At 68.7% G+C, this 4,049-nt stretch carries 1 protein-coding gene and 1 CRISPR repeat array; the gene reads left to right on the top strand.

What is annotated here, in order from left to right; translation table 11 throughout:
- Positions 1–914: 914 nt before the first annotated feature.
- Positions 915–3,725 (top strand): CRISPR-associated helicase Cas3', encoded by a 2,811-nt coding sequence (gene cas3 / locus GT030_RS33420; RefSeq protein ID WP_161204274.1) that lies wholly within the window; start codon positions 915–917, stop codon positions 3,723–3,725.
- A 49-nt stretch (positions 3,726–3,774) separates the two neighbouring features.
- A CRISPR array of direct repeats spans positions 3,775–4,047; the repeat unit is 29 nt; unit sequence GTCTTCCCCACGAGCGTGGGGGTGGTTCG.
- Positions 4,048–4,049 lie beyond the last annotated feature (2 nt).

The following is a 4,049-nucleotide window of genomic DNA, read 5'->3' as shown; positions in this document are numbered from 1 at the left end:
GTCCTCCCCACGCACGTGGGGGTGATCCGCCCGGCCGCCCAGCCGGAACCCCGGACAGCAAGTCCTCCCCACGCACGTGGGGGTGATCCGCTGGAGAAGGCTGTCGGACTCCACAAGTAGGGGTCCTCCCCACGCACGTGGGGGTGATCCGTCGACCGGCGGCAAAAGCGAACACCTCGGGAAGTCCTCCCCACGCACGTGGGAGTGATCCGAGAGCACGGCGGTTCCTTGCATGTGGTGCCCGGTCCTCCCCACGCATGTGGGGGTGATCCGGCAACCCCGCTCCGACTCCGCCAGAGCCAGCCGTCCTCCCCACGCATGTGGGGGTGATCCGATGGCGCCGCATCCGCAGCCGTCGGTGTCGTAGTCCTCCCCACGCATGTGGGGGTGATCCGCCCGCATACTCATCAACTACGACCAGAGGGACGTCCCGTCCTCCCCATGCACGTGGGGGTGATCCGTGCGACAACAAACTGGCCTACAACCGGCTCGCGTCCTCCCCACGCCGGGTTCGCCGCCTCAACAACGTCTCCGGCACGTCGTCCCCACGCGCGTGGGGGTGATCCGTACGGGCCCTACGACAAAACGGCGACCGACGGGTCCTCCCTACGTAATGGGGGTGATCCAGGCGACTGGACAGGGCGCGGCAACCGCCGCGGCGTCCTCCCCGCGCCCGTGGGGGTGATCCGCCCTGAGCAGCCAACTTCTGGAGGTCGGCGGCGTCCTCCTGACGCAGAGGGGGTGATCCGAGCAGGGCGTCAGAACCTCGGCGATCTCGTCCTCCTCATGCGTGTGGGGGTGATCCGATGCTGCACAGGTGGTGTACCCGGCCGTGGGTGTGATCTTGGGTGGGCTGGTTGTCGTACCTGCTGGTTAGGCTCCCCAGGGTTACATGGCATGGGAAGGGGCGCGGGGTGTCTGGCGACGGGTTCGAGTGCCGTATCTGGGCCAAGAGCAATGGTCTGCCGGGTGGGGGGCACTATCCGCTGATCTGTCACCTGGTGGATACGGCTGTCATGGCGGGCGTTCTGTGGGATGCGTATCTGTCGCGGGCGCAGCGCTGGTTGATCGCTCGCGCTCTGGGCGTGGACGAGGACGCGGCCGGGCGGGTGGTGGCGTTCTGGGCGGGGTTGCATGACATCGGTAAGGCGGTGCCGTCGTGGCAGGCCGCGCGCGGTGACCTGATGGCGGCGTTGACGGCGGATGGTTTTCCAGGCGTGGACGCGGCGGAGGCTGCGGCGCTGGGCCGGCATGAGGCGTCGTCGCAGTTGTTGGTGCCCGAGCTGCTGCACGGGGTCGGCTGGTCATTGGAGGGGCAGCGGGATCGTGTGGCCGGCGTAGTGGCGTCCATGGTGCTGGGTGGGCATCACGGCAGGTTCGGTGAGCCGTGCGCTCCGGGTGCCGTGGCCGATCCCGTGGCTGCGTTTCCCGGGCTGGGCAACGGTGGTTGGCGGCATCAGCGGGAATCGGTTGCCCGGGTACTGGCAGCCGTTACCGGTGCCCCGGCCGTCGCCCCGACCGGTGAGCGGATTCCGGCTGGGGTGATCACGGTGGTGTCCGGTCTGGTGGTGCTGGCTGACTGGCTGGTGTCGCAGGAAGATCACTTGGCTGCGCGGGTCGGCGGTTCGGGGAGTGTGGTGGACACGCCCGCCGTACACGCGTGGGCGGCCGGATCCCGCGAGCACGCGGTTCGTCTGCTCGAGGACGCCGCGCTGACCGCGCCTGAACTCCCTGGAAGCGCAGCGTCGTTCACCGAGATGTTCTCCTACCTGCCGATACGTAGGGCGAACCAGTTGCAGGCCAGCATTGTCGAGCACCTTCCGGGCATGCTGGCCGGCGGGCCGGGGCTGCTGCTGGTCACCGCGCCCACGGGGGAGGGCAAGACCGAGGCGGCCCTGTACGGGGCCGGGCTGCTGGGACGGGCGTGCGGGACGCACGGCGTGTACGTGGCACTGCCGACGATGGCGACCACCGACCAGATGCACGGCCGGTTGAAGAGCTGGGCGGAACACAATCTTCCCAGCACGGTCACCAGGTTGCACGGGTTGGCGTGGATGCACGACGATCAGGCCGACGGCGATCCCGAGGCCCGCGTCGTCCATGGCGAGGACGGCGTGTCGACCGAGGCGACGCGCTGGCTGCGCCAGTCGAACCGGCACGGACTGCTCGCCCACGTCAACGTGGGCACCATCGACCAGGCGCTGCTGTCCGTGCTGCCGCTGCGGTACACGCAGTTGCGGCATCTGGCTCTGTCCGGGAAAACTGTGGTGATCGATGAGGCCCACTCGTACGACGCGTTCACCCACGGCCTGCTGCTGCGGTTGATCGAGTGGTGCGGTGCGTGGCAGGTGCCCGTGGTGCTTTTGTCGGCGACACTGACCGGTGACACGGCGGCCGGGCTGGTCAACGCCTACCGGGCCGGTGCCGGACATCGGCGGCTCGCCGCCATCTCCCCCTCCTACCCGGGCTGGTCCTTCACCGACCACGCGACAGGCATCGTCCACACCCCCGCCACCCCGATCGGCACCGACCGAGGCCGCGATCTGACCGTCAACATGGTCACCACCCGAGGACCCCGTCACCGGCACCGCACCATCCTGGGAGAACTCGCCCCGCTCCTGCAGGACGGCGGATGCGCGGCCGTCATCTGTACGACCGTCCCCCACGCTCAGGACACCTACCGGCAACTGGCCGCAGCACTCGGCGGTGACGTCGACCTGCACCTGCTGCACGCCCGGCTCCCGGCCCACCAGCGCACCACCCGCACCCAGCACCTGGAGACCGCGTTCGGCCGCGTCAACAAGCCCTCCACGCGGCGCCCGACGCGGGGGATCGTCGTCGCCACCCAGGTCATCGAACAGTCACTCGACCTCGACCTGGACCTGATCATCAGTGACCTGGCTCCGCTCGCTCTGCTCCTCCAGAGGGCCGGCCGCGCCCACCGCCATGGCCTGGACGCCTGGCGTGAAGCCGGACTGACGCGCCCCGTATGGGCAGGCATCGACCCCACCATGACCGTCCTTACCCCCGCCGACAGCAACGGCGCGCCCAACTTCGCGGCGCCGACATGGGGCAGCGTCTACCCGCCATCGCTGCTCCAGCGCACGTGGGAACTACTCGATCGGCACCCCGGCAGGATCAACATCCCCGGTGACGTCCAAAAGCTGGTGAACGCCGTCTACGACCCAGCGTTTGCCAGCACCGACCCCGACACCCTGATGGCTACCGATCGCGACCGCATCAACGACGACGCGATGTTGGACGCCCTCGCAGACCTTGCGATGATCCCGGGGCCCGGCCGAGTCCACACCGGCAATCTCTACCGGTTAACACAGTCGAATGCCGATCCTGACCTGATCACCACCAGGCTCGGCGCCAACAGCGTTTCCCTGATCCCCACGTTCCACGACCTGGACGGGGGGATCTGGCTCGACCCCGGCCACACCGTCCGCCTCCCGGTCCCCACGCCCGGTGCCCGAGGCCGGCTCACCAAGGCACAGATCCGAACCCTCATGAGCTACGCGGTACCTATGCGTGCCGGATCCTGGCTCACCCAGCTCACCACCGACCAGCAAGCTCACCCGGACTGGATGACGGAGCCCCGGCTGCGCGACCTCGTACGCCTCCCGCACTACCAAACGCCAACTGGCCACCAGCCACAACCAATCGGCCGCCGACGACTACGGCTCGACCCCATCCTCGGTATCGTCGACGACGCACGCTGAGCATTGCAAAGAAGAAGAAAAGCCACGACATCGGTGCAGTTCAGGAAGTGTCTTCCCCACGAGCGTGGGGGTGGTTCGCGGCCGGTTCGGAGTGCGGTGCGGGCGTGGGCGTCTTCCCCACGAGCGTGGGGGTGGTTCGCCCTCCGGGTCGTCGTCGGCAGCGGCGAAGAGGTCTTCCCCACGAGCGTGGGGGTGGTTCGGCTTCACGTGCCGCTCCACCGGCACCCGCAAAGTCTTCCCCACGAGCGTGGGGATGGTTCGTTGTGGCTGCCCACGCCGACCGTACGCAGGCCGTCTTCCCCACGAGCGTGGGGGTGGTTCGAA

Origin of the sequence: Streptomyces sp. SID1328, from assembly GCF_009865595.1 — a bacterium.
GTDB classification, from domain to species: Bacteria; Actinomycetota; Actinomycetes; order Streptomycetales; family Streptomycetaceae; genus Streptomyces; species Streptomyces griseoluteus.
The sequence above is the reverse complement of the archived record's forward strand: the minus strand, read 5'-3'. Positions and strand labels throughout refer to the sequence as shown.